Annotated in this window: 22 protein-coding genes; 5 read left to right on the forward strand and 17 right to left on the reverse strand. The window is 52.1% G+C overall.

What is annotated here, in order from left to right:
• Positions 1-170: 170 nt before the first annotated feature.
• The 9 genes from MHH78_RS22930 to MHH78_RS22970 all read right to left on the reverse strand — a co-directional run bounded on the left by MHH78_RS22930 (position 171) and on the right by MHH78_RS22970 (position 6,489).
• Positions 171-845, reverse strand: coding sequence for a DUF4085 family protein (locus MHH78_RS22930; RefSeq protein WP_341168900.1), 675 nt, complete (start codon positions 843-845; stop codon positions 171-173).
• 30 nt (positions 846-875) lie between these two features.
• On the reverse strand, positions 876-1,271 hold the full coding sequence (locus tag MHH78_RS22935) for a hypothetical protein (protein ID WP_341168901.1): 396 nt from the start codon (positions 1,269-1,271) through the stop codon (positions 876-878).
• A gap of 30 nt (positions 1,272-1,301) precedes the next feature.
• Positions 1,302-1,850: a GNAT family N-acetyltransferase gene (locus MHH78_RS22940; protein ID WP_143803497.1), complete on the reverse strand. Its 549-nt coding sequence runs from the start codon at positions 1,848-1,850 to the stop codon at positions 1,302-1,304.
• Positions 1,851-2,237: 387 nt separating this feature from the next.
• Positions 2,238-2,660: an Rrf2 family transcriptional regulator gene (locus tag MHH78_RS22945; protein WP_036729584.1), complete on the reverse strand. Its 423-nt coding sequence runs from the start codon at positions 2,658-2,660 to the stop codon at positions 2,238-2,240.
• A 107-nt stretch (positions 2,661-2,767) separates the two neighbouring features.
• The gene (locus tag MHH78_RS22950) at positions 2,768-3,055 is read right to left on the reverse strand and encodes a carboxymuconolactone decarboxylase family protein (protein WP_036695137.1); all 288 of its coding nucleotides are present in this window, start codon (positions 3,053-3,055) and stop codon (positions 2,768-2,770) included.
• 153 nt (positions 3,056-3,208) lie between these two features.
• Positions 3,209-3,955, reverse strand: coding sequence for a type I methionyl aminopeptidase (gene map / locus MHH78_RS22955; RefSeq protein ID WP_341168902.1), 747 nt, complete (start codon positions 3,953-3,955; stop codon positions 3,209-3,211).
• Positions 3,956-4,052: 97 nt separating this feature from the next.
• The gene (locus tag MHH78_RS22960) at positions 4,053-4,682 is read right to left on the reverse strand and encodes an SGNH/GDSL hydrolase family protein (protein WP_341168903.1); all 630 of its coding nucleotides are present in this window, start codon (positions 4,680-4,682) and stop codon (positions 4,053-4,055) included.
• Positions 4,683-4,841: 159 nt separating this feature from the next.
• The gene (locus tag MHH78_RS22965; protein ID WP_076074185.1) at positions 4,842-6,020 is read right to left on the reverse strand and encodes an NAD(P)/FAD-dependent oxidoreductase; all 1,179 of its coding nucleotides are present in this window, start codon (positions 6,018-6,020) and stop codon (positions 4,842-4,844) included.
• Between the two features lie 31 nt (positions 6,021-6,051).
• On the reverse strand, positions 6,052-6,489 hold the full coding sequence (locus MHH78_RS22970; protein WP_036729594.1) for a DUF1641 domain-containing protein: 438 nt from the start codon (positions 6,487-6,489) through the stop codon (positions 6,052-6,054).
• Between the two features lie 322 nt (positions 6,490-6,811).
• Here MHH78_RS22970 and MHH78_RS22975 point away from each other — a divergent pair, with 322 nt between their 5' ends.
• Complete coding sequence (locus MHH78_RS22975; protein ID WP_036729596.1) at positions 6,812-7,429, forward strand: nitroreductase family protein; 618 nt, start codon at positions 6,812-6,814, stop codon at positions 7,427-7,429.
• Between the two features lie 72 nt (positions 7,430-7,501).
• Here the strand turns inward: MHH78_RS22975 and MHH78_RS22980 are convergent, their stop codons facing one another.
• From MHH78_RS22980 to MHH78_RS23000, 5 genes are all read right to left on the reverse strand, one after another.
• Positions 7,502-8,173, reverse strand: a complete 672-nt coding sequence (locus MHH78_RS22980; protein ID WP_341168904.1) for a hypothetical protein — start codon at positions 8,171-8,173, stop codon at positions 7,502-7,504.
• Positions 8,174-8,744: 571 nt separating this feature from the next.
• The gene (locus tag MHH78_RS22985) at positions 8,745-9,737 is read right to left on the reverse strand and encodes a hypothetical protein (protein WP_341168905.1); all 993 of its coding nucleotides are present in this window, start codon (positions 9,735-9,737) and stop codon (positions 8,745-8,747) included.
• Complete coding sequence (locus MHH78_RS22990; RefSeq protein ID WP_341168906.1) at positions 9,716-10,309, reverse strand: sigma-70 family RNA polymerase sigma factor; 594 nt, start codon at positions 10,307-10,309, stop codon at positions 9,716-9,718. The genes MHH78_RS22985 and MHH78_RS22990 overlap by 22 nt, the downstream gene beginning before the upstream one ends.
• A gap of 177 nt (positions 10,310-10,486) precedes the next feature.
• A complete protein-coding gene (locus MHH78_RS22995; protein WP_341168907.1) occupies positions 10,487-13,864 on the reverse strand; it encodes a X2-like carbohydrate binding domain-containing protein in 3,378 nt (1,125 codons plus the stop codon).
• Between the two features lie 196 nt (positions 13,865-14,060).
• Positions 14,061-15,320 carry a purple acid phosphatase family protein gene (locus MHH78_RS23000; protein ID WP_341168908.1) on the reverse strand — a complete coding sequence of 420 codons (1,260 nt, stop codon included), beginning with the start codon at positions 15,318-15,320 and terminating at the stop codon, positions 14,061-14,063.
• Between the two features lie 272 nt (positions 15,321-15,592).
• Here MHH78_RS23000 and MHH78_RS23005 point away from each other — a divergent pair, with 272 nt between their 5' ends.
• From MHH78_RS23005 to MHH78_RS23020, 4 genes are all read left to right on the forward strand, one after another.
• Complete coding sequence (locus MHH78_RS23005; protein ID WP_076074167.1) at positions 15,593-16,306, forward strand: polyphosphate polymerase domain-containing protein; 714 nt, start codon at positions 15,593-15,595, stop codon at positions 16,304-16,306.
• 1 nt (position 16,307) lies between these two features.
• Entirely contained in the window at positions 16,308-17,039 is a 732-nt protein-coding gene (locus tag MHH78_RS23010) for a DUF4956 domain-containing protein (protein ID WP_076074164.1), read from the forward strand.
• Positions 17,040-17,093: 54 nt separating this feature from the next.
• On the forward strand, positions 17,094-18,818 hold the full coding sequence (locus tag MHH78_RS23015; protein ID WP_341168909.1) for a CotH kinase family protein: 1,725 nt from the start codon (positions 17,094-17,096) through the stop codon (positions 18,816-18,818).
• A 336-nt stretch (positions 18,819-19,154) separates the two neighbouring features.
• Positions 19,155-19,358 carry a hypothetical protein gene (locus tag MHH78_RS23020; protein WP_076074159.1) on the forward strand — a complete coding sequence of 68 codons (204 nt, stop codon included), beginning with the start codon at positions 19,155-19,157 and terminating at the stop codon, positions 19,356-19,358.
• Between the two features lie 80 nt (positions 19,359-19,438).
• Here MHH78_RS23020 and MHH78_RS23025 read toward each other — a convergent pair whose 3' ends face one another.
• From MHH78_RS23025 to MHH78_RS23035, 3 genes are all read right to left on the reverse strand, one after another.
• Positions 19,439-20,089, reverse strand: coding sequence for a DUF1775 domain-containing protein (locus tag MHH78_RS23025; protein WP_341170365.1), 651 nt, complete (start codon positions 20,087-20,089; stop codon positions 19,439-19,441).
• Positions 20,090-20,156: 67 nt separating this feature from the next.
• Positions 20,157-20,822 (reverse strand): response regulator transcription factor, encoded by a 666-nt coding sequence (locus tag MHH78_RS23030; RefSeq protein ID WP_341168910.1) that lies wholly within the window; start codon positions 20,820-20,822, stop codon positions 20,157-20,159.
• Positions 20,791-21,663 carry a sensor histidine kinase gene (locus tag MHH78_RS23035; protein WP_341168911.1) on the reverse strand — a complete coding sequence of 291 codons (873 nt, stop codon included), beginning with the start codon at positions 21,661-21,663 and terminating at the stop codon, positions 20,791-20,793. Before MHH78_RS23035 ends, MHH78_RS23030 begins: the two co-directional genes overlap by 32 nt.
• Positions 21,664-21,692: the final 29 nt, after the last annotated feature.

The raw sequence follows: 21,692 nt of genomic DNA on the forward strand, positions 1-21,692 counted from the left end.
ATAACGGTAGTGTTAACTGTTCCTGTCATGTCCATGCAAAGGCAATTTCAATTTCCGTTACACATTAACTTACTTAAGTATAGTTGCGCTCTATATGTTTGTCAATTACTTTTACAATACACATCATGTCCAACAAAAAAGCCCAGCCGACAGGCCAGACTCCGAAGCAGTCACTCCATATATTTAGGTTCACCAAGCATCTCTATTGATACATCCTGTGCAGTAATTCTTAATTCGCTTGGCGGGGAATCCATCAGAACCCGTAGCTCGAACCCCTGCTCAACAGCATAGATCTCGTCATACAGCCAATATTTCTTCTCAAGCGGTTCCGGCAAGCGCAGTCCGCTCACACCACTGAATGTCAGCTTAATCTCACACTGATAATGCATCGCCCCGCCGCAGTCCAGAATCATCTCCAATACACCTTCTGCAAGCATGGCATAAGAGATTACTCTGGCATCATGCAGACTCTTTTCGACTAACTGTACCGCGCCCTCCGGGAGTTCATGCTTAATAGCTTCGTACCCGTTGCGGTATTCCCTGAAGAGCGCCTGCATCCGTTCATCATATTCCCTGCCCCACTGCAAGGCCCGTTCCTTGAACTCAGGCGCAGGATAAGCGGAATTTATGGTTCCGTCATGTATCGAAGCGTGGAAGTACCCGGGCAGATATTTCAGCAGATCTTTTTTCATATGTTCCAGAAAATCCTTGGCCCGCTCCTCATAGCTGATTCCTTCCGCCACATGCCAGGCCACATCTTCCAGCCAGTCCTGCTCTGTCTCCGGGAAGACCATGAACCCGCGCACCTGCATTTCTTCATACCAGGGTATAGTAAAAAATTTCATTCTGAAGCTTCCTCCACTCTGTAGCGATCCTTAATTCCCAGCCAGCTTCTCCCCCAGATATACCCGGTGCTCCTGCGAAGCCGCCAGAATCCAGACCGTCACTTGCTGCTTGCTGAACAGGAACTCGCTATCTACTTTGAGATACGGGAGCTTCGTCCCCCCGAAGGGTCCGTCATTACGCAACATTGCATTCTCCGCCTTCAAAATATTCTTCACCTGATCTTCACTCAGGCGCAGGAACCGCGCAGTCTCTGCAAGTGTCATCAACGGATGGTCCTCAGCTTGGCTTTCCGTCTGCGCTCCGGCAGGTGTCGGCAGTTGCATCTCGTAGCCCGCTCTAATCCGATCTCCGATTACGAAGCTGCTGGCAACCAGACACAGGCCCAGAATCAGGGCAGCTCCCAGGATGGTATAATTGTTCTTCATGGGCAAAATCTCCTTATATGTATGCTTGAATCAATGTGCAGGAGTATAAGTAAGGAGCCAACAGTCCCTCCACTCCCCTTCATGCAGTTCATGCTCCGGTAAAAGCTTGCTGCGTACAAATCCGATTTTCTCATAGACTCTGAGTGCCCTGTGATTCCAGCACTGCGGGTCCATGACAATGAGGTCTGCCTGCTCTGCTTCGAGCAGATGCTTCACCATCCCACCTACCAGTAGCGAACCTATCCCCTGGCTCCATAGCTGCGGCTCACCAATGAACTGATCCATTCCGTAGACCTTTCCCGTATAATCTGCGTAGCCGTACTCCGTCTGCTCTTCCCTGCCAACAGGATAGAACTGGATATAACCTATATCCTGACCCATGAACTGCACGATCCCACGGTATAATCCCTCTTCTTCACTTTCATAAAAATTCGTCTGTACCCGTTCCAGATCATGCGGACAGTCCCGGCCTTCATAATACTCCAGCACTGCCGGGTCCGAGAGCCATCGTACGAGCAGCGGTGCATCCTCCTGTTCCAGCCTGCGAACACTGAGGTCCCCGTTCTGAAAAAGAATCATTATGAGATCACTCCTTATATCCCTGTAGTCCTGTCACATATTTGTCAGTCTAAACCATAGAAATTGAAGTGTAAAGTCAGCACCAAGCAGCTGCTCATCAAAAAAAGTGGCCCCGCCGGTAACCGGCAGGGCCAAAAGTCTATTGTAAGGGGGTCATGGGTCTACTATACTGAGCGAAGCTTAAGGCCAGATGAAAAACACATAAAGGTTTAATGAAAATACACAGAATTCCGCAAGGATCAAAGAAAGACCCTGCCGAGGCACGGCGGGGTCTTCCACAAATGGTTCCACTGGGGGGTGGAGAACTTCACTATACTCCCCGAACCTTAAAAAAACATAAAACGGGGCTGAAGGTTTCCTTAAATTTACGTACATCATATTCCTGTCTCAAGCCACAGGAAGCTGATGTACGATCTGATCCAGGGTGACCTCCTGCAGCACATTCTCCATCGCCTTCTGTGCAAGAGAGAATACTGGAACAATAGCGCCTGCAATGTTCTTACCTACCGGACACTCCGGGTTCGGATGCTCATGGACAGAGAACAGGGAGTCCTCTTCCACCGCATTCACCGCCTTATAAATCTGCAGCAGCGTAATATCAGCTGCACTGCGGGCAAGCTTCGCTCCGGCCACACCGGGACGAACCTCCACAAGTCCTGCCTTATTCAGCATACCCGTAAGGCGGCGAATCACTACGGGGTTCGTATTCACGCTGCCGGCAATCCACTCTGAGGTGCTTTTGCCGTCTTTGTTGCTGTCAATTAAGGTTAGAATATGAATAGCCACCGCAAACCGCGTGCTAATGTTCATGTCAATCACTCCTTCACACTGGCCGGAATGCTTCCGCCAGATGCAACTATAATAGTTACATTTAGGGCAATTGTCAATCCCATGAGGAGTTTGCAGACAACAGAACACTATTCACTGTCATACGCCTGCAATGCCACCGGCAGGGCTTGAATCACCACATTACCCACTGCCGGAAGGGGCAGCAGCACTGCGCTGATGATCTCATCACGGGTTGCGCCTAGCGCTTTGGCATGCTTGACATGAAAGGGCAGCCCGCTCTCCAGCCTAACCGCCGCAAGTACAGAGATATAGGCAATCTCCTCGGTTTTGGCATCCAGGCTGCTTGCGGCATCCAGCTTCTTCACAATTTCGCCAAGGGCCTTTTGCTGCTCCGGCGCTTCCTTCATAAATGTCATAAAGGCATGACTGACTTGCGGTACATTATCCACTTTAATTAACCCTCCGATTCTGGAAACAGATTCTTGCATTCCATATCATAACATCATCTTTAGTATGAGGGTTTCTTGCATAATGCATACATTACAACTGTTAAATATTCCTATATATCTTCAAGCACTGGTCAAAATAATCGGCTTGCCCTTGGTGACCACAATTGTGTGCTCAAACTGGGCCACGCGGCTGTTGTCGGCAACGCTGAGTGTCCAGCCATCCGGCTGCTGCTCTACGAAATCAGTGCCTGTGGATAGAAACGGTTCGATGGTAATGACCTGGCCTTCTTTCAGCACCGTCGTCACACGCGGATTATAGAAGGGCAGAATCTCAAACGGCTTCTCATGCAACGCTTTGCCAATGCCGTGGCTGCACAGGTTACGCACGACTTTATAGCCGCGCTTCCGTGCTTCCGACTCCATAACCCGGCCGATCTCGTTCACCTTCATGCCCGCCCGGAGATGATTAATCACGCTCATCATGGTCTCTTCCGTACTCCGGCAGAGATGAATCAGCTTCTCATTATAAGGAGGCAATTGAAACGATACCCCGGCATCGCCAAAATAACCGTTCAGCTCGGCGGAGACATCGATATTGATCAGATCTCCGGCCTGAATTACACGTTGTCCCGGAATTCCATGCGCTACCTCTTCATTCACACTGATACAGGTCGTTCCGGGGAAGTTGTAGGTTACCTTTGGAGCAGATTTTGCGCCAAAACGGCTCAGAATCTTCGCCCCCACTTCATCCAGCTCCGCAGTCGTCATTCCGGGAACCACACTTTTCTTCATCTCGGCGATGGTGTGGCCTACTACTGCACCCGCCGCTTTCAGTCCTTGCATATCCTGGAGCGTCTCGCTCGTCATCCCTGCTTCACATTCCTCTCGTTATCAAAGCTTCACCTTGAGTATGTATCCTACAAGTATAACAGCCTTGTTACGCAGAGTGAAATCAACGTACCTCTTAGCTTATTGCACCTACAGCCTTCATCCAGGCATCGGCGATTAAGGCATGTCCGGCAGGCGAAGGGTGCACGCCATCTCCCGCCCAGAAGGCAGGTTCAGCCTTGACGGATGCCGCTGCGAACAGGCCGTCCAGCGGCACCAGCACGGCGCCGTATTCACGGGCCAGCTCACGGACTACGTGGATTTTGGGGTCCAGATCCTGACGCCAGCCCTTGCGGTCTTCCGGCACCGGCAATACGAACGGCTCCACCAGCACCAGCTTGGCATCCAGTTGCTGCTTGGTCCGTTCAATCAGATCACGGTAGGACGTCTCAAATTCAGCCGCTGTAGTCTCCTGCCCGGAATCATACCACCGCCAGGTATCATTTATGCCAATATAGATAGACACCCAGGTTGGCTTCAGCGCAAGACAATCCCGCTCCCAGCGCTCCTGCAGATCGACCGCCCGGTTGCCGCTGATTCCGCGGTTCAGGAACGTAAGATTCTTCTCTGCATACTGAAGGCCAAGCCGGGCACCCGCCATCAGCGCGTAACCAACACCCAGTGATGAGGCATCGGCGTAATTGCGTCCACAATCCGTGATACTATCCCCCTGGAACAGGATGATATCGTTCTTTTGAAATGGCATGCCTGAAATCCTCCTATGAAACATCTATAGTATGTAAACATGATCATTATAGCAAATCGGCTTTCCTGCGGACACGTTTTCATTGAAAATTATTCCTAAAACAAGAAAACCCCCTAAGGCTGCCATATGACAGTCCCAGGGGGATCTAAGGATAGATGATTAATAGGCCAGACTGAACAAGCCATGGATATGAGTCAAGTAACGGATATTGCTGGCTTCCTTCATCAGCGTTGCCGGCAGCCCCTTCAGCGGAGTGGAGTTACCGCCGACAATGGCTACACCGTCTTTGCGTCCGAGGCTGGCCAGTGTGCCGGAATTAACCGGGCTGAAGGCTTCCTGCGGCTTGTCATTAAGATAAGCGAACAGATTGTAGCCAATCAGCTCACCCATCTGCCAGGCGATCTGTGCCGTTGGCGGATAAGGACGGCCATCCGGTGCAAAGACAACAGCGCTATCTCCGGCAACAAATACATTAGGGTGTGAAGTAGACTGCAGGAATTCATTCACCGTGGCCCGGCCGCGGTTGACTTCAAGACCGGATTCGCCAACCAGCGGATTACCCTGTACCCCGCCGGTCCAGACGAAGGTGTTCGCTACAATCTGCTGCCCATCCTTGAGATCAATCTTATTATCGGCTACCTTCGTAACCGGAAGACCCGTCAGGAATTGCACCCCGCGCTTCTCCAGGCTGGCTGTAGCGCGCTCAATCAGATGATCCGGCAGGACAGGGAGAATCTTCGGACCTGCTTCAACGAGCAGAAGCTTGATCTCAGCAGGATTCACTCCATATTGCTTCGTCAGCTTAGGCAGAATATCGGCAATTTCGCCTACCAGCTCTACGCCAGTTAGTCCGCCGCCGCCGATCAGAATCGTTGCATCTGCTGCGTTGCGGGTTTTGGAGTAGTCACGAATCCGGTCTTCAATATGACGGCGGATCCGCAGCGCATCTGCTGCTGATTTCAGCACCATGCTGTATTCTTCAAGTCCCGGAATACCAAAGTATGCGGTGGTGCTGCCCAGACCGACAACGAGAGCATCATAGGTCAGCATGACGCCGTCCGAGAGAATAACCTGCTTGTTCTCTGGGGAGAACGAATTGACCTTGGCGATTTTCAGATCAATATCTTTACCGGCGAACAGCTTCGCCAGCGGCATGGCAACCGCCTGTTCAGACGCACTGCCCGCTGCAAGCCGGTGCAATTCCGTAATAATCTGATGTGTCGGATACTGATTGACTACTGTTATTTTGGCTTCCGCTTTGCTCATATATTTACGAACGGTTAAGGCACTAAGCAGGCCGCCGTAGCCTGCACCTAGAATCACTATATGTTTTGACATGATAATTCCTCCATCATTAAGTATTACGGGCTTATTTGCCCGATTGACGTTCACCGCTGACCTGCAGATAGGCATTCATGAACCGGAGAGCCTTCTGTACCTGCGGGTCCTTGATCATCTTCATCATGCCGAACAGGCTGACTGTTTCGCTGCTTGCTTCCGCGCGGTCTTTCGCTTCAATAACAGTAGCCGCCAGATTCTTGGCAGTGCCCACCACAGGACCCGCCATTTCCTTAATCGCACCGACTGTATCATTCTTAAGTACTTCATCTGTGGCAACCGACTGCACAAAATCTAGTGATTTGGACAATACACTGACCATTTGTGTGATCTGCGGCAGCTGCTCTACCAAAAGAATCAGAGATTGCTGCACCTCCGGCTTCAAAAGCTCTTTCAGCACATCCTCTCTGGGAAGAGCTGCTTCTGGTATTTCTTGTTCAGGCAGGGTTTGGGTAACGGTTTCTGACATATCGAAGTCTCCTTTTACAAATCGTATTCTTGCACAATGACATCCAATGAAACTATGTGACTATTATAACACTCTATTTGTTATTATTGTCACAATCTTTTTACCTTTGCAACCTATTTTTGTGATTATTATCACTTCCTCATCGGTTTTATCGAACTCAGTCGTTTAACAAGGTTAAATTTACAAATTATTATGTTTTTCCTCATTGACGTATACAGAGAGTCGTGATATCTTAAGCAAGTAACTAAATGTAAGTTTATTAATTAATATCAGCAATTGATTATTACTAAGCAGCATACATATTAGATGGAGGTAATGACTTATGAGTACTTTTTCCGAATTGGTGCAGTCCCGCAGATCGGCTAATAATTTCGTGGAAGGTGTTACCATTCCGCAGAGTGAGCTCGAAGAGATGTTCTCCCTGGCACGTCTGGCTCCCTCGGCTTATAATCTTCAACACACCCATTACAAGGTGATCAGCGATGACAACGTAAAGGAAGCCATCCGCAAGGACGCGTATGGCCAATACAAGATCCACACCGCATCGGCTGTTATTGTAGTGCTGGGTGACAAGAATGCCTATCTGCAGGCTCCTGAAATCTATAGCGGACTTAAACTGCTGGGAGCGATGAGCGAGGATGCATACGAGCAAACCATTCAATCTATCAACGATGCTTATACCGGGAACGATGCGTTCCAGCGGGATGAAGCGATCCGCAATGCTTCTCTGTCGGCGATGCAGTTCATGCTTATTGCCAAGGATAAGGGCTGGGATACCTGCCCGATGATCGGCTTTGATCCGGAGGCTGTGAAGGCTACCCTCGGTCTCGGCGACCATATGGTTCCGGTAATGCTGATTACGATCGGCAAGGATAACCAGCACAAGATCAGACCGCGCGGCTACCGCAAGCCGGTTAATGAGTTTGTTGAATTCATCTAATAAAAAGGGTCTTCCGGCTAATATGCCGAAAGACCCTTGTCTATATCATCCTGCCGTATTCTCAATCCATGCTCACCGCGCATACTGCAAAATCGCCACAGCCGCACGCTCCTGCCGCTTTACATCCGTGCTGTTCAAGGCTGCCTTCAGGACAGCCAGCGCCTGCGCTACTGTAGCTTCATCCACCTGAACCGGACAGGCACCGGCGGCATTCCCGCCATCCCCTGCCTGATTCCCCAGCCACAGATCGATTCGGGCTGCGGGCAGCACTCCTGAATAGGCAGTTATTCTGCTGTCAGAGGCAAGCAGCCCTGTTACAGCCGGATTAACCGCAGCGAGGGGCAGACTCTTCAGCCAGGTGACACCGCGCCGGTGGGCTGTACTATCCTCTGCGCCGCTGTGCCGGGTATCATAGAAGTAATCGCCAAGGTCCCCGAGATACACCCATTCTTCATCGGCGATCAGCACATAATCCCCATCCTGCATCGCATTGACGAAGGTATCCAGGGTATGGGTTGCACCCTCCAGCTCCTGCCCGTGATAGCCGGCGGCAGCCAGCTTGCTGCTGATCTCTTCTCTGCTATGCTTCTCCAGATCTCCCGTACCGGGATAGCCTGCACATATATAATTATCCTCCAAAAAGGACTTCAGCAGCCCGCTGCCGAGTTCCTCAAGCTTCACCCCATACAAGCTCATTTCCGTATCCTTTCCCTCCAGGCAAAGCTGCCGGAGTCTACGCAGCATTGAAACCATCCTTTTCATTATACAGCAAAGGCAGCGGGATTTGAATTCGGCAGATTCTAAGGAAAACGCAGAATAATAGCGCTTACAAGACCTTTTTCCAAACTGGGAGTGCAAATATAAAAATTTCGGCTTTTTACTATTTCCCGCCCGGACGGTATAATTCAGGTATCAGCTCAAGGAAACAGACACTGCAGTAAGAACATAGCCTGGGCAGAATCTCCGGCAGCTAATCTTAAGCAGCGCTCCTCCTTGTGACTGAGACTATATCTTTGATCCTGACATTCCCGCCTGAAGTGAGTCCCTGCACGAAACGGTATGAGCTTCTTAAAGCTCACAGGCTTCACAATCCATCCTATCGTGGTAAGCGGATCAGTTTAGAGCAGTTTGAATGTGCAGGATAGGCAAATATACTGCCACCTCGGACCATTTCTACCCGGCTGAGTACAAAGGATAGGATAAGGAGTCTGAGACTAACATGGGTATAGTGGTAACAATATAAACCTCTATTGTTGATGTACTGATCAACGATAGAGGTTTATATGTGTCTGCACGGTCTTACCGCCGCTCTAGGTTAACGCAGGCCTTCAGCCACTTGTAGCAGCATCTCCCGGGTAACTTCAGTCGAGCCCGTGCCTATTTCATGCATTATATTTCTCTCCTCGTTCTCCCGAATCTCAATCCAGCGGATGTACGCATAATAGCCGTTGCTGTTATTCTCATAGGCTTGGCGGTTTTCAACATACAAGGCTTCCTGAGATTTTACCTTCAGATGCTCAACCTTTGTATCCGCCCAAACATCAGATGTAAGCTGTGCCCACGGAGTAAGCGGGGAATAAGTAACGGAGATGTAATCATTTTCTCCCTTAGGACCTTGGTACACCAGCTCAGGACTGACCGTCCCGGCCTGCTGGTTGGGCACATTGAAGCTCTTGATCCAGGCGTAATGCTCACCGGGCTTCAGCCGTTTGGTAAGGACATTGGTGTATTTTTTAACCCAGGAGCTATCTGTAATGCCCACTGTACTGTCGGATCTTCCTTCGGCAAAATGGTATTCTTCCGGCATTCTGCCCGGCACGGCCAGCTTACCTGTGACAGGCTCTGTAGCCTTCTTCCAGCTTTCGATATCTGTGAATATCTGCGGACGGTTGATCATACGGAGCTCCTTCATCCCGTTTGATCTAGCAATTAACAGCATAGCCGATTCATTATCAGCAAGCTGAGACTGAATCTCTGTAATCACCCGCCGGGTCTGGTTGGCAAAAGCTGTTGACTCATTAGCGCCCTCATGAATATCTACTTCCAAACTGGTTGCACCATAGGTAACCTGCCATAGCCGCTCCGCACCATAGACCACGCCTCCGAAGAGCATCAGTCCGCAGAGTACCAGGGCGATCCTCGCTGTCCCGCGCGCGCGCACAGGTCTCCCGGTAAGAGTATTTCCTCTCTGCTGCGGCTGCTGGAATTGCTCAAAGCTCGCTGCTAACCGCTGTTCCAGCGGCTCCGGCATCGTTGTATGTTGTTTATACCTGTTGAACTCCTGCTTCAGTTGATTTCCGACAGACATGTCCATTCCCCCTTCATCTCATCGTCCGCTGTAAATGCCGCATGCTGCCGCAGCTTGCGCAGCGCCTTATGGTGCCTGGATTTGGCGGTTCCCAGCGGGATGCCCAGGGCCGCAGCAATCTCGTCATAGCTGCACTCTCCGTAGTAACGCAGGACAATTACGCTGCGGAGCTTAGGCGGCAGCCCGCTGACCAGCTGCATCAGCTCTCCCTGCTGTTCCTGGACCAGAAGCTGTGCGTCCGCTCCCGGATACAGACTCTCAGATGCATGCTCCCGGCTGCGGTTCATGAGCCGCAGCCTGCGCCAGCTTCTGCGGTTCCAGTTGCTGCATTGCCTGACGATCATACCGTTCAGCCAGGCTCCGAAAGGCCGTTTGCCATCGTACTGCTGCAGGCAGCGGAATAGCTCGATGTAGATTTCATTGACTACATCAGCCACATCAGCCGGCCGGTTCACCAGCAGGCGGACGGTTCCGTATACCTGCTGCCTAATGGTGTTATGTAGTAAGGTGAAGGCTTCTTTATCTCCTTGTTCCAGCCTTTGCAGACATTCCCGAAGCTCTTCTTCTGTCATCTTCCTCTCCCCTCTCTATCTTGCTTACACTCTATATTGGTCCGCTGGCGGTGGAAGGTTCCCTTGATATGCAATTTATTACATCCTGACATATCAAAAACCGGCTGCCCATGAATTTCATCATGTGCAACCGGTTCTTTTGCTGCCGCCGGAACCTGCCCGGCTATGCGTTACAGATTACAAGGGCTCAATCCCCCATACCAGACTGCCGGAGATATAGGCCGGAAGCTTGGCCCAATCCGCAGGAGCTGTGCCTGCTAGATTGAAGGAATAATCATCAGACTGGTTATAGTTGGTCCAGTCCACCTTGGAGGCCCGCATCTGAATATCTATGCTGGCTCCCGGAGCAAGCGAGCCTGCTGCTGCTGTGAAGCCCAGCTCCAGGTAATGATCCGCGCCGCTCAAGGCTGCCGGAAGCTTCACGAATGTCCCAGTCACATTGGCGCTCCCTACCTGGGACCAGTCACAGAAGAAATTCTGGGCCTGCTCGCCGTCACTGGTGTAATAATATCTGAGCTTCACATCAGCGAGGGTGACCGCAGCCGTGCCGGTATTCACCAGCTTGATGCGCGGACTGAGGGCATTGACAGCAGCAGCCATGCTGCTATTGAACATCTGGACCTTCAGACCGCCATCCACTGGTGCAGTCGTATCTGTCACCGTGACCGTCAGGCTCTGCGGTGCGCCAGCACTGAACTGGAAGCTCAGGGTGGTTGTTCCCACAGACTGTGCTGCCAGATAGGCCTTGTGGATCGTCACAGCCGATCCGCTCACCGTATAATCCGTTCCGGCGGATAACGCCGCCGGACCGTTTTTAATAGAAGCTAAAGTATTCCCGTTCAAGGTCATCGCTACTTCGATGTCGCTCTGGTTCCCTGTCTTCTTGTCGAAGCTGGCCGTGACCGGTGTGATGGTTGAATCATTAGCCGTTGTTGTCGTATCCGCCACCGTAACCGTTAAGGTCTTCGCAGCTCCGGCACTGAAATGGAAGCTTAGGGTGGTTGTTCCCACAGCCTGTGCCGCCAGATAAGCCTTATGGATCGTCACTGTGGAACCGCTCACCGTATAATCCGTTCCAGCGGATAATGCAGAAGCACCATTGGTAATGGAATCCAGGGTATTCCCGTTCAAGGTCATCGCTACTTCGATGTCGTTCTGATTCCCTGTCTTCTTATCGAAGCTGGCCGTGACCGGCGTAATGACGGAGCCTGCTGCCGGAGGATTCACGGGATCAGCATATAAGGTCCCGCGTCCGTTGGTTCCCAGATACACGCGTCCATAGATCCGCGGATCGCCGGTAATTGCCATGTTGATTCTGGCATACTGGTGGGCGTCATCGTTAATCCGCACCCAGCTGGCTCCGGCATCATCTGAGCGGAACACTCCTCTTACCCCGTCGATCTGGGCTACAGTATAGAGTGCCATATAATTCTCACCGGGTGCGGCCTTACCAAACCCGATCAGGTCCGCTTCTTCCACATTGCTCAGCTTCGTGAAGCTTGCCCCAGAGTTGGTAGAATGCCAGATGCCGTACTTATCCAGCGGGTGTCCTCCGGCAAACCAGATATCGCCTTCCACGCCCGGCATGGCCTTCAGGCTCACTTGCGCCTGGCTCGGCTGCAGCCCGTTTACGTTATTGGCTGGCAAGCCGGTCGCAGCCGTAGCTGTGAAGGTAGCTCCGCTATCTGTACTGACATAGAGCTTGCCCTCATAGAAGCCATAGAATTTATTTGGATTCACCCGGTCGGATGCTATCTTCGCTCCGGCAGGAATTCCGCTGCTCGCCGTCCAGGAGTTGCCGCCTGACTTGGAGTAAAAGACCCCGATATCCGAGGTGCTCCACAGCAGCGCATTCCCACTCGCAGATACAGCTACCTGACCCTGCCCTACCGTGGTACTGCCTCCTTTGGAGGGTTCTGCATTCGGCATGTACCAGTTCTTGCCGTTGTCATTCGAGATCCCAATCGACTTACCGTTCGGATATTTCTCTTTGTCCACACCGCCGACACGGACAACATAGGCCGGGTCCAGCTCCGCATAATCGATACTGTTCGTGCTGGCCCAGGAAGGGCTGGTCTGGAACTTGACGGGTGCCGCTGTTAGATCCTCATACCGGAAGCCGGACACATCACCAAGCGCGGTAATCAGGTGGGCACCCGCTGGCGGGCTGATCAGCCCGAGCACTGCGGTCTCTTCTACTCCTTTGGCCATCACGGATATGTTGACCTTACCGCCGGTGTCCCAGTCCCCGAGGTTATTCGTACCGTAGATCGTTGCGCCGGTGCCGTACATCATCCGGTCCGAGTTGAACGGGTCAATCTCCAGATCCCCCATCATCCAGCCCAGCTTCGGCGCGGGATCAAGCGAGGTTGAGGTCAACCCGAGATTCAACCACGGTGCCGCCGTGATATCCATCTCGAACTTGTAATTGCGCTCCGGATAGAAGCCCCAATCCCAGATCCGGCTCCAGGTTTCCCCGCCGTCCTTACTGCGGAAGATGACCCCGTCCGGCCACCAGGAATTTAAGCTGGTAACCATGACCGTATTCGGATGCTGGGCATCCAACGCAAGCCCCCCGAAGCCGTAGAAGTTATCGGCCCCTGTGGAAGGGCTGATATTTGTCCAGATGCCGCTGGTTGTATTCCATTTCCAGACCTCGCCCTTGCTTCCGTCGTATGGACCCACCCCGTCACTGTAAGTAATATACAGATCACCAGTTGCGGACAGTTCCCCATGATGCGGAAGAAGGCCTACCGGCTGTCCCGGCAGCGCTGACCAGGTTGCACCTCCATCTGTGCTGCGGAACACACTTTTGGCGGTATCTGCGACACCGACATAGATCGTCTGGGTAGCTTGTCCGGCAGAGCCGGTGCTTTTGTCAAAAGTAATCCAGGACAAGCCCACGATATCACTCTGATATTCATTCGCCGGATTCTGGACATACGTTCCTACGTTAGTGAATGAGTTAACCTTGGACCAGGTCACCCCGGAATCCACGCTCTTCCACAGACCGTTCCCGCTCCGCGCCCCGAAGAACAGGATGCTGTTCTTATTCGGGTCAATGACCAGCCGTTCCCCGGCTGAACGTCCAGGCATATTGCCTCCAACCTTGAACGGAAGCGGCGTAGACTGCCAGGTATCCCCACGGTCGCTGGAACGCATAATTTGGCCATTGCCATCCCAGGAATTCGTATACGTCCCGGTTGCCATATACACCTTGTCCGGATCAACCGGATCGGTAGCCAGCGCATCGACACCATTCTTGTTCCAATCCGCCCACCCAACGCTGTCCGTCAGCGGAATCCAGCTCCCGTCCGCCTCGTTCCAGCGGTAAGCCCCGCCAATATCCGTCCGCGCGTAGATCAGATTCGGTTCACTCTGGTTGAAAATAATCCCCGGCACAAAACCGCCGCCCGCACCGGTAACCACACTGTTCCAGCTGTAATCTTCACTGGCTGCGGCATGGGTTACAGCGGGAGCAACGTTAAACAAAGAGCCTGACATCGCTGCCAGCAGGACGAGTGTTCCTAGTCTTCGGATACGTTTTCGACTCATGATCCTTACCTCCCCAAGCATTCTTTGGTAACGCTTCCATTATAGAGCAGGCTTCGCCCGTTCCGTGAGAGAAAATGGTTGATTATGCGGGAATTTTGTCAGCAATTAGCGCACCATTTTCACAATTTTTATTATTATTTTAACAGTAAAAGGTTCTCACGGAATGACATCCATAAGAACCTCTATCCTCTGAATCCTAATGGGTAAGCACAAACTCATCCAGCTTTTTGCCATTGGTATCATATGCCTGGTACGTCAAGGTATCCCCGCTGACCATAATTCCGGCGAACATCGGCTGGTTATTCTGGAAATGAACCTTATGGTAGAACTGGTCTTCCTTCTTCTCGTTGAATTTGACCCCGGAGGCGTTGGTCACCACATAGACTGTCCCTCCTGTTGCACCGGTCTGACGCTCTCCTTCGGACACGATTTTGCCGGCGCGCAGCGGGTAGGAGCGGGAATATTCATGGTTATGTCCCTGCAGCACAAGATCCACGTTATATTTGTCAAAAATCTCCGTCCAGTCCCCCACCTTGCTGTACATGTTCCCGCCATAAGCCGGACGGTGCATCGCAATAATTGTCCATGGCTTATCCGTGCCTGCCAGATCCTGCTTCAGCCAGTCGGCCTGCTTCTTCAGATTGCTCTCTGTATTCAGCACCGTCACGTGAACCGGACCGTAATCAAATGAGTAGGAAGTGCCTTCAATAGAGCCCTTGGCCCCGTTATCCGGCAGATTGAAATGTGAGGTGAACAGCTCCGCATCTCCATTGATCTCTTCATGATTACCGGTCACCGGCATCAGCGGCACACTAGCCACCCGGTTCTGAACATAACCAAAAAAGCTGTTCCACGCCCCAGAATCCGTTGGCTCCTCCGTCAGATCCCCGTTATGCAGGGTGAATTTTGCTGCCGGAAAGGTCTTGAACGCCTGTTCCAGGGTGTTGCCCCAGATGGCAAAATCCCCGTCCACAATCCCTTGGGAATCTGTAACGTTAATAAAAGTCACCTGGCCGCTGTCCAGCTCCGCTGTATGGAATTCGTACGAAAGGCTCCACTCCCCTTCCTCTCCGCTGCCTACCCGGTAAGTGTAAAGGGTTCCCGGCTCAAGTCCGGTAATCTCGGCTTTGTGGACCCCTCTTGTACCCTGATCCGTCTTGATCGTGGTATGCGCTGCCTGAACCCTGATCACCCCGTCTCCGGTAAAATCAGCTGCCTCGCCCTTCTCGACCTCCAGCCATCCATCCGCTCCCTGGTCTCCTGTGTACCAGGTGAATGCGCGGCTGGTGGCCGCATCGCCTTTTATCGTGCTGACCAGATCATATACCGCAACTGAAAGTCTGCCAGTTTTGTCCTCTGCAGCCCGCTCCACCTGGAACCTTTCCAGACTAAGCGCCAGCACGATTAATACTGCGGCTATGATTCCGATGATGATGAATGTTCTCAAATCTTTCATATGCTCCCTCCACCCTGCTGCTACAATCCTCAATTCTCTGTAACACCAATTCGCTATTCCCTGTTCTATCCAAGGGTAGCCCCAGCGACAGCAGGAAGTCAAATCCCGGTCCGGCATAACCTGCCCTTTCGTGTGATTTGTAAACGCAGTGTAAAAACATTCAGCGGACGTTCAGTTTAATTTAAGAAAACCATAAGGTTTGTCCCATACACTCGGGTTACCGGCCAGATTATACAAATACAAAAAACTTAGAGAGAGAAATGAGGTGTGAGATGAGCAAGAAGCTGCAATTCCGGTCTGAGCTGAAATTTTTCATTAACCATCATCAATACCTTATCATCCGGCAGCGGCTCCAAAGCTTAATGGATGCCGACCGGAATGCCAATGAGGGCGGTGAATACCATATCCGCAGCCTGTATTTTGATGATATGAACAATACAGCGTTGGCCGATAAGCTCGGGGGCCTGCGGGAGCGGGCCAAATACCGTATTCGCATCTATAACATTCAGGACGATATCATTCATTTTGAGAAAAAAATCAAGATGGACGATTATATCGCCAAAATCAAAGAACCGCTGACACGTGAGATGTACGATGAGATTATGGCCGGCAACTATGAGGTGCTGAATGTGCCGGAGAGTCCGCTGTTTATGGAGCTGTATAACCAGATGCGCCATAACCTGCTACGCCCGAAGGTAATTGTCGATTACGTCCGCGAGCCTTATGTATGCCATAGCGGCAATGTGCGGATTACTTTTGACAAGGAGCTTCGTACAGGACTGCATGCTATGGATATATTCAGTAAAGATCTGCAGCCGGTCCAGGCGCTTGACGGGAACTTTATTATTTTCGAAGTCAAATTCGACGAATACCTGCCCGATTATATCAGGATTGCCCTCCAGCTCGAGGGGCTGCACCGGCAGTCCGCTTCAAAATACGTTATTTGCCGGAAATTTCTAAAAACCAACTCCTGGGAGGATTATTGAAATGAGCAATACAGCAACTATAGCTGCAGCCGCAACAAAAGAAGCGAACGATACCACAACCACTTTTTCCGATATGATTAAAAGCTCTGTGGTCGATAACTTCATCTCCGACATCAGCATCTCCAAAATACTAATCACGCTCAGCGTGGCTTTTCTGATCGGCTTCTTCATCTACATTCTGTACAAACGGGTCTTCAGCGGAGTCCTGTACTCCAAAAGCTTCAACGTCTCCCTGATGGGCATGACCATGATCACTGCAACCGTAATCATCGCGATTAACTCGAACCTCGTGCTGTCGCTTGGTATGGTCGGCGCACTGTCTATCGTCCGCTTCAGAACTCCTATTAAAGATCCAACCGACCTGATCTTCCTGTTCTGGGCAGCCGTTGCCGGAATCGTAACAGGCGCGGGCTTCTTCACACTGGCCATTATCGGCTCCATCATCATCGGCCTGATCCTGTTCCTGTTCATCAAACGTTCTGCGATTGAAACTCCGTATCTGCTGGTGATTAACTGCGACAGCGACGACAGCGAGCGCGAAATACACAGCCATCTGAACAAATCGGTGAAACGGTATAATATGAAGCAAAAAACGGTAACGGCCGGCAATATTGAGCTTACGCTTGAGCTGAGGCTGGATGATAAGGAAGGCGGATTCGTCAACTCCGTCTCTGCCCTTACCGGCGTCAAAAATGCCCTGCTGATCAGCTACAGCGGCGATTATGTATCATGACCCCAGGTCCGCTGAAGGCCGGTGGCCCCATATACATGAAAGGCGGTGCCCAAGATGAAAGCACGAGGTAAGCAGGTTCTGGTGATTGTTTGCTGCCTGCTGCTGGTTGCCGCTATTGCTGGTTGTCAGACAGCCACTCCGTCTGCGGTGAATAACACGGACCAGACAGATAAGCAGGACAAGGCGGTATCCAGCGAGGAACAGAGTCTCGATACAGAGGTTTTTCTGAAAGACAAGGTTATAGATGTCAAAATCACGCTGGACCCGGAAGATTACCAGGATATGATGGACAATGCCAGCGCCGAGGAATACAAGATGGCCTCCGTCGAATATAACGGCATTCAAATGGACAATGTCGGAGTGCGGACCAAAGGGAACTTAAGTCTGCGCAGTGTCGTTCAGATGAACGATTCGGACCGGTACAGCTTCAAGCTGTCTTTTGACGAGTATGTGAATCAGAGCCTGTTCGGGCTTACCAAAATCAATCTAAACAACAACTATTCCGATACCTCATACATGCGCGAATTCCTGACCTATGAGCTTGCGGAAAGCATGGGTCTGGCCACCCCAAAATACTCCTTCGTCAACATCTATGTCAACGGGGAGCTTAAAGGCTTCTACCTTGCGGTAGAGCAGATCGGCGATGCCTATCTGGAACGCCATTTCGGCAACTCTTACGGCGCACTCTATAAAGGCCAGATGACGGGTCAGGGCGGAGATCTGGTCTGGCTTGGGGACGATGCTTCACTCTATACCGGACTTGGGATGAAGTCGGAGAAATCAAACGATAACATTCTCATCGACATGCTGGATGAGTTAAACAACGGCACCGATTATGAAAAATACATTAACGTGGAGGATGCCCTCGGATATATTGCACTCAACGCAGTAACCGGCAATATGGACAGCTACCTCGGCAGCACCAAGCAGAATTATTACCTGTATGAAGACGAAGGCGTCTTCTCTATCCTGCCTTGGGATTACAATATGGCCTTCGGCGGCTTGGGCGGCTCGGATGTGCTGATAGACGAGCCTACCCAAGGTGCGCTTGCAGAGCGGCCGCTGGTAGCGAAGCTGCTGGCGAACGAGACCTATTTAACACAATATCATGAAATTGTCAGCAGCGCGCTGGATGGCTACCTGAAAGACGAGAACTTCCAGGCCCGGATCAAGCAGCTGAACGCCATGATCTCCAGCTATGTGAAGGCTGACCCTTCCGCCTTCTATACCTTCGAGCAGTATGAGAGCGGCATCGAAGCGGTGAAGACATTTATGTCCACCTTGGCAGACAACATCAAGCAGCAGCTTGACGGCACAATTCCATCTACCAATGACGGCAAAGGAAGCGGTGGCGGTTTTGGCGGCATGGGCGGCGAATTCGGCGCCGCGGCTGGTGGCGCGGCGCAGGGTCAGGCAGGCGCGGACGCGGCGATGCCAGGCGGTAACGTCGGGGCAGTGGAGGGCGGTGACGGTGCGGCCCAAGGCGGGATGCCGCAGGGTCAAGCGCAGGCCGGCCAAGGCGGCGTTCCCGGCGGTGCGGCCTTCCCTGAGGGCGGAATGCCCTTCCCTGAGGGCGGCAACGGACCGGGTGGCGGTATGGGCGACTTCCCCGGTGGCGGTTTCCCTGGTGGCGGTTTCCCTGGTGGCGACTTCGGCGGCCAAGGAACCAACGGGCAGCCGCAAGGCAGCACCAGCGAAGCTATTGCTACCGGTGTAGCCATTGTACTGCTTTTACTGGCAGCAGTATTTGTTACATTCTATAAGCGGAAGCGGCTGTAAAGTTCTATTTTTTATGCTTATGTAAGCAGGCCTGAACGATTTCGTCCGGGCCTGTTTTTGTTATGAAGCAAAGCACTCCCATATTCCAGCAAATAGTCTATTATAAGAATACAGTGATCACACACCCATGAATCCAACGATCCGGATTATATCACCGCGATTCTTGAGCTTACCTGCAATACAATAGTAGATAAACTTTAGACTCCACTGTTATACCGAAGTATACGGATTTACGACCAAATACAGCCGTCTTGGTTTACCGGAATTGAGAATGAAGAGCTGCTTGAGAAGCTGCGGGCGCTTTATGTATATTGGAATCTGAAAGGCGGAAGTTTATTGTGCGAGAAAGAACGGCAGGATTTCTGGCAGGAAATCGCCTATTCTTTCAATGAGCAGGACTTAACCGTTCAAGTGCCGGTTACTGATGATTTTTTCGTGTATGTCCACTGGGAAGGTATTGATATACATAACGGAGAGCTGCAGCGGGCTATTCCCGAAGCCAAACTTGCAGTGCTGCAAGCTAAAGGGCTGCTTCCTTAATAAAGATTGGCGGATTTAGAGTACAAAGAACCCTGCACCGGAAGGCTAACTGCACCTTCTGACACAGGGTTCTCTAAGCCCTACTCCTGCTTCCCCCGAAGCAAAGCAATCGCCGCCAGCAGGAAGGAGACCAGCGAGATGCCGAGGGTAATGTAAACCATCGGCGAGGTGCCGGTGCTGGTGCCTTCCTTCTCCACAATGGCCTGATGCTCGTCCATGGTCATCGTGCCGGAGCCGGACATGTCTGCGGCACCGTGGCCGTGGCCGCCATCGGCGCTGCCGGAGGCTTCAGCGATGGCGGTGATGGAATGCGGGGATTCCGAGCCGGGTTCGCCGGACCATTGCACGAGGCTGCCATCGGCATAGTGCTGATAGGCATCCCAGGCGATATCGCCTGCGGAGTCCGGGTTCTTGGCCGTGAAGTAGAAGCGCTGGAACTGTCCGGCCTGTATGCCGCCGTCCTTCGCAATCCAGCTCACTTTATTCCCCTCAACCGTTACCTCCCAGCCGGGAGTGGCTTCGTATTGCTTAAATTCCGCGCCTGCCGGAATCCGCAGATCCACCTGGACGGTGGCGCTTTCTTTTTCAGACGGTACTTTCAGGGTATACGTCTCCCAGGCCCCCGTGCTGGACTGGGCTGGGCTAACGGTTACGTGGGCACTCGCCACGGCTGCGAACAACAGTAGTGCGGCGGCTGCCGGTGCGGCCAGTGCTGCTATTTTGCGAAACATTCTATTCAATGAAATCTCTCCTATTCTCTAATAATGGATATTGGGCCTGTCCACGCTATCTTAAGCTCTATCTCTTCCCCGGAAAATCCCGCTCCCGCGAAGCCAGCCCCTGCTCCAAGGCGTACCTTGTGAGCTGCGTACGATTCTGAAGCTGAAGCTTCTGCAGAATGTTCTTCAGGTGATTCTTGACCGTATGCTCGGAGATCCCGAGGGTGACGGCAATCTCCTTATTGGTGGACCCGGAGGATACACAGCCCAGTATCTCCTTCTCCCGCGCGGTTAATGCCTCCCGCTCCTCCTTGACGGAGGTGACCGCGAACTCCTTCAGAATCTGGAATGCCAGCTCCCGGCTCAATGGCACCTCTTCGCTTACAATTGCCAGCAGATATTCGATCCAGGTGGACGGGGCCAGGTTCTTCAGGAGGTACCCCTGCGCGCCCTGCTTAAGTGCTTCGAACAGATAAGAGATCTCATCCGACACGGTGACAATGACAATCCGGACATACGGATATTCCAGCTTAATGCGCCGCGTGGTCTCCAGACCGTCCATTCCCGGCATTTCGATATCGATCAGAATGAGATCCGGCATCCATTGCCCGGTCCAGACGATCGCCTCAGCTCCGCTGGCCACCGCACCAATCACTTCAAACCGTTCATCCAGTCCCACAATCTCGATCATCGCTTCACGTGCATGCGCATGGTCATCGACGATCAGCACCCGGCAGCGTTCCATCTTGCACCTCCCCCTTCGTAATTTCTACAGTGGTTCCATCCGCTCCTGAGTGAAGTTGAAGCGTCCAGCCCATACTACGGGACCGTTCCCTCATAATCTGCAGGCCATAGCTGCCGTTCACCGCAAAAGGATCGTCATGCTCAATTCCAGCACCATCATCAGCAATGGTTACACGCCAGCCATGCTCATTCCCTTGGCCCCATACGGATACCTTGCCCGCACGTGTGTGCTTACGCACGTTGATAATCGCTTCACGAATAGAGGACAACAGCTCTGCCTGTTCCGCCGCCGTCAGCGCCTGCTCCTCCAGATGCCAGTCCAGCGACACCTCAATCATGACTTCTCCGGCAATTCCGGCCAGTTGCTCATGGATAGAACGCTCCAGCGAAAAGCTCTCCGCGCCGCTGACCGGCACCTTCAGATTGGCAATCGCCTGACGAACATAACGGTTGACCTCGTGAACGGTCTTCTTGATCTGATCCACACTGTCCGCGCTGACGCTGCCGTCCTTACGGCTCTGCTCCAGACGGTCAATCCTCACAGAGAGCAGGAACAGGGACTGGGCCATTCCGTCATGCAGCTCTTTTGCCAGCGCCTCCCGTGCTTCCATCGCTCCGGTTGCCGCCCGCTCCTGCTCCAGCTCCCGCTGATTGCGCTCCATGAGGCGAAAGAGCGGCAGCAGCAGAATAATACTGAACATAAAGACCAATACAGGTGTTAAGTAGTTTCCTGTATCCATGGAAATGTACTGCATCAGGAACTGATGTCTCACCCACTCCCAGATACCCACCATGACTGTTGGAATCAGCAGGATTAGCACTTTAATTCGGGTATACGTCACGGTTCCCTCCCTAATTTCTGTTCGTTATT

This window comes from Paenibacillus sp. FSL H3-0333 (genome assembly GCF_038002805.1).
In the GTDB taxonomy this organism is placed as follows: Bacteria; Bacillota; Bacilli; order Paenibacillales; family Paenibacillaceae; genus Paenibacillus_AQ; species Paenibacillus_AQ silagei.

What these genes read in the sequence shown, in the direction of transcription:
- MHH78_RS22930 (WP_341168900.1), bottom strand. Translation starts at nt 845, where the DNA reads ATGAAATTTTTTACTATACCCTGGTATGAAGAAATGCAGGTGCGCGGG.
- MHH78_RS22935 (WP_341168901.1), bottom strand. Translation starts at nt 1,271, where the DNA reads ATGAAGAACAATTATACCATCCTGGGAGCTGCCCTGATTCTGGGCCTG.
- MHH78_RS22940 (WP_143803497.1), bottom strand. Translation starts at nt 1,850, where the DNA reads ATGATTCTTTTTCAGAACGGGGACCTCAGTGTTCGCAGGCTGGAACAG.
- MHH78_RS22945 (WP_036729584.1), bottom strand. Translation starts at nt 2,660, where the DNA reads ATGAACATTAGCACGCGGTTTGCGGTGGCTATTCATATTCTAACCTTA.
- MHH78_RS22950 (WP_036695137.1), bottom strand. Translation starts at nt 3,055, where the DNA reads ATGACATTTATGAAGGAAGCGCCGGAGCAGCAAAAGGCCCTTGGCGAA.
- map (WP_341168902.1), bottom strand. Translation starts at nt 3,955, where the DNA reads ATGACGAGCGAGACGCTCCAGGATATGCAAGGACTGAAAGCGGCGGGT.
- MHH78_RS22960 (WP_341168903.1), bottom strand. Translation starts at nt 4,682, where the DNA reads ATGCCATTTCAAAAGAACGATATCATCCTGTTCCAGGGGGATAGTATC.
- MHH78_RS22965 (WP_076074185.1), bottom strand. Translation starts at nt 6,020, where the DNA reads ATGTCAAAACATATAGTGATTCTAGGTGCAGGCTACGGCGGCCTGCTT.
- MHH78_RS22970 (WP_036729594.1), bottom strand. Translation starts at nt 6,489, where the DNA reads ATGTCAGAAACCGTTACCCAAACCCTGCCTGAACAAGAAATACCAGAA.
- MHH78_RS22975 (WP_036729596.1), top strand. Translation starts at nt 6,812, where the DNA reads ATGAGTACTTTTTCCGAATTGGTGCAGTCCCGCAGATCGGCTAATAAT.
- MHH78_RS22980 (WP_341168904.1), bottom strand. Translation starts at nt 8,173, where the DNA reads ATGCTGCGTAGACTCCGGCAGCTTTGCCTGGAGGGAAAGGATACGGAA.
- MHH78_RS22985 (WP_341168905.1), bottom strand. Translation starts at nt 9,737, where the DNA reads ATGTCTGTCGGAAATCAACTGAAGCAGGAGTTCAACAGGTATAAACAA.
- MHH78_RS22990 (WP_341168906.1), bottom strand. Translation starts at nt 10,309, where the DNA reads ATGACAGAAGAAGAGCTTCGGGAATGTCTGCAAAGGCTGGAACAAGGA.
- MHH78_RS22995 (WP_341168907.1), bottom strand. Translation starts at nt 13,864, where the DNA reads ATGAGTCGAAAACGTATCCGAAGACTAGGAACACTCGTCCTGCTGGCA.
- MHH78_RS23000 (WP_341168908.1), bottom strand. Translation starts at nt 15,320, where the DNA reads ATGAAAGATTTGAGAACATTCATCATCATCGGAATCATAGCCGCAGTA.
- MHH78_RS23005 (WP_076074167.1), top strand. Translation starts at nt 15,593, where the DNA reads ATGAGCAAGAAGCTGCAATTCCGGTCTGAGCTGAAATTTTTCATTAAC.
- MHH78_RS23010 (WP_076074164.1), top strand. Translation starts at nt 16,308, where the DNA reads ATGAGCAATACAGCAACTATAGCTGCAGCCGCAACAAAAGAAGCGAAC.
- MHH78_RS23015 (WP_341168909.1), top strand. Translation starts at nt 17,094, where the DNA reads ATGAAAGCACGAGGTAAGCAGGTTCTGGTGATTGTTTGCTGCCTGCTG.
- MHH78_RS23025 (WP_341170365.1), bottom strand. Translation starts at nt 20,089, where the DNA reads ATGTTTCGCAAAATAGCAGCACTGGCCGCACCGGCAGCCGCCGCACTA.
- MHH78_RS23030 (WP_341168910.1), bottom strand. Translation starts at nt 20,822, where the DNA reads ATGGAACGCTGCCGGGTGCTGATCGTCGATGACCATGCGCATGCACGT.